At 75.5% G+C, this 2,705-nt stretch carries 3 protein-coding genes; all 3 read left to right on the top strand.

The genetic code is table 11. The features are described from left to right. The coding region (locus E1292_RS52105; RefSeq protein WP_220447466.1) for a DUF3558 domain-containing protein at nt 1-622 on the top strand (622 nt) is incomplete at its 5' end. Further along, nucleotides 619-2,157, top strand: coding sequence for a protein kinase domain-containing protein (locus E1292_RS50080; RefSeq protein ID WP_165975184.1), 1,539 nt, complete (start codon nt 619-621; stop codon nt 2,155-2,157). The genes E1292_RS52105 and E1292_RS50080, both read left to right, overlap by 4 nt. Then, nucleotides 2,154-2,705: protein kinase family protein (locus E1292_RS50075; protein ID WP_500690534.1), on the top strand; the 552-nt coding region annotated here is incomplete at its 3' end. The genes E1292_RS50080 and E1292_RS50075, both read left to right, overlap by 4 nt.

The following is a 2,705-nucleotide window of genomic DNA, read 5'->3' as shown; positions in this document are numbered from 1 at the left end:
GCCCTCCTCCACCGCCTCCCCCACCGGCGTGTCCCCTTCCACCGTGGCCAAGCCCCTGGAGGAGGAGCGGGCCAGGTTCCCCGCCCCGATCGACCTGTGCACGCTCGTCACCGCCGAGCAGGCCGCCGACATCGTGCCCGGCGCGTCCCCGCGCGACGGCACGCTGTTCAAGAACGGCGACAGCACCGGATGCCGGTGGACGGTCGAGGGCAGGGGACTGTTCGTCAACGAGCAGCCGTTCGGGACCGTCTATCCGGAGATGTGGGACGGCCAGCCCATCGACGCCCACGACGCCTACGTCAACCTGCGCAACCATCTGCACGGCGGCAGCAAGCGGCTGATCGTCTGGACCCGGCCCTCCGTCGGCGTCACCCAGCACACGCAGTCCGACCAGACGGGCTCCACGGACGTCCCCGGGCTCGGCGCGGAAGCGCTCACCTACGACCTGCTCGTACGCCACAAGGAGGACGTCATCAGCACCACCGTCGCGTACCGGCTCAGCAACGTGCTGCTGGAAGTGACCTACACCGACATGAAGGACGGCTCGCCGGAGCGCACCCGCGAACGCGCGCTGCGCGCGGCACGCTGGACGGCCGCCGCACTCGAGGCGAGGGCGGCATGAACGCGCCGGGAGACCGCTACCCGATGCTGCGCCCCGCGGGCGAGCAGGCCTTCCACGCGTGGGACCGGCAGTTGCTCAGGGACGTGCTCATCAGGCAGGTGCTCTCGCCGCCGGAGCTGCCCGAGGGCGAGCGCGACGTGCTCGCGTTGAAGGCGGTGCAGCGGGCCCGCGCCGCGTCGCGGATCTCGCATCCGGCGCTCAATCCCCTCCTCGACGCGTACGTGGCGGACGGCGCCGCCTGGCTCGTCTCGGAGCCGATCGACGGCATGCCGCTGGCGCAGGCCGTGCGCGAGCGAGGGCCGCTCCCCGCAGGGCAGGTGACCGCCGTCGCCACGGACGTGCTCGGCGCGCTCGCGGCCGGTCACGCGCTCGGCCTGGCCCACCTGGGCGTGCGGCCGGACACGGTCTGGCTGACCGCCTCCGGCAGGGGCATGCTCACCGGGTACGGCTGCGCGGTGCCCGAGCTCTTCGGCGGCGGCTCGGCGGGCACGCCGGGCTTCACCGCCCCGGAATGCCTCTCCGGGATGGGGCCCGCCCCGGCGTCCGACCTCTGGTCGCTGGGCGCCACCCTGTACCTGGCGATCGAGGGCGTGCCCGCGTTCCCCGAAGGCGGGCTGGCGACGGTGAGCGCGGTGCTCGCGGGCGAGCCGCGCCCGCCGGTGCGCGCGAGAGCGCTGGCGCCGCTGCTGCTCGCCCTGCTCGCCCGCGATCCCGCCAGACGGCCCGCCGTGCCGGCCGCGCTCGACACGCTCCGCGGAGGCGGGCAGCGCCCCGCGCTCCGGCTGGCGGGCGGCATGGTGGCGCTGGCCGCGGCGGGACTGAGCCTGGTGGTGGCGGCGCCGGCCGTCGCCGTGACGCTGTCGCTGGGCGGCGCACCCGGGCCCGTGCCCCGCCCCACGTACGCGCCGGCTTCTGCGTCCCCCGCCGGCACCGGCACGCCGGCCGGCTCCACCGCGGGGCCGGCGAGCGCCTCCCCTGCCGCCACGGCACCGGTCGGCACCTCCCCCAGCGCCACGGCCGCGTCGGGGCAAGCCGCTTTCACCTCCATCCCGCGGCCGTGCAGCCGGCTCACCGACGAGCAGGCGCTGGAGCTGGTCCCCGGCTACGGGAAGTCCCCGCTGGAGGCGAACGAGTGCTCGTGGTCGACCCTCGACGACGGAAAGAACTCGATCATGCTGAAGGCGTTCCTGATGAAGCCGGGCCCGCTGGGCGACGGGACGGCCGTCGCCCGCGAGTACGTTCTCGGCAAGCGGCAGGAGGCGACCGGCATGGCGGGCCCGTCCGCCGTGGGCGGCAAGGAGCTGCCGCCGCGCGACTTACCCGGCGTGGGCGACCTGGCCGCCGGACGCGACAAGGTCTCGTCGTGGGGCGACGGCACCCGGCTGGAGACGGAGATCTGGCTGCACGTGCGCAACCTGGCGATCCTGCTGCGCTGCGAGCGAGACGTGCCGAGCTCGGTCACCGCCGACACCGACGGCTCCGTGCGCAAGTGCGCGGAGACGGCGGCACGCTACGTCGCGGAAGGGCTGAGATGACCACGCTGCTCAACGAGCGCTACCGGCTGACCGTTCCCCTCGACGCCGGCGCGAACACCACCGTGTGGCGGGCCAGGGACGAGGTGCTGCACCGGGACGTGACCGTACGCGCCCTCGGCGAGCGCGACCTGCCCGGCGCCCTCGCGGCGGCACGCTTGCGGCATCCGTCGGTGGCCGCCGTGCACGACGTGTTCACCGTGGACGGCCGGTCGTGGCTCGTCGCCGAACTGCCGGAGGGACGCACGCTGGGGCGGCTCGTGGCGGAGCGCGGCCCGCTGCCCGCCGAGCGGGTCGCGGCGCTGGGCGCGGACCTGCTGGAGGCGCTGGTGGCCGGTCACGCGCTCGGCGCGCTGCACGGATCGGTCCAGCCGGACCACGTGGTGGAGCCGGGCTCGGGGCGGTGGGTGCTCACGGGGTTCGGTACGGGGAACGCGGACCCCGCCTTCACGGCGCCGGAGTGCCGGGCGGCCAACGCGGTGCCGGTGCCCGTGTCGGACCTGTGGTCCCTGGCCGCCACCCTCCTCGCCGCGACCGGCGCCCCCCTGCCA

This window comes from Nonomuraea deserti (assembly GCF_004348685.1).
In the GTDB taxonomy this organism is placed as follows: domain Bacteria; phylum Actinomycetota; class Actinomycetes; order Streptosporangiales; family Streptosporangiaceae; genus Nonomuraea; species Nonomuraea deserti.
This window is presented reverse-complemented; position numbering and strand designations above follow the sequence as displayed.

Coding starts and splice junctions, on each gene's coding strand:
- E1292_RS50080 (WP_165975184.1), top strand. CDS start 619: ATGAACGCGCCGGGAGACCGCTACCCGATGCTGCGCCCCGCGGGCGAG.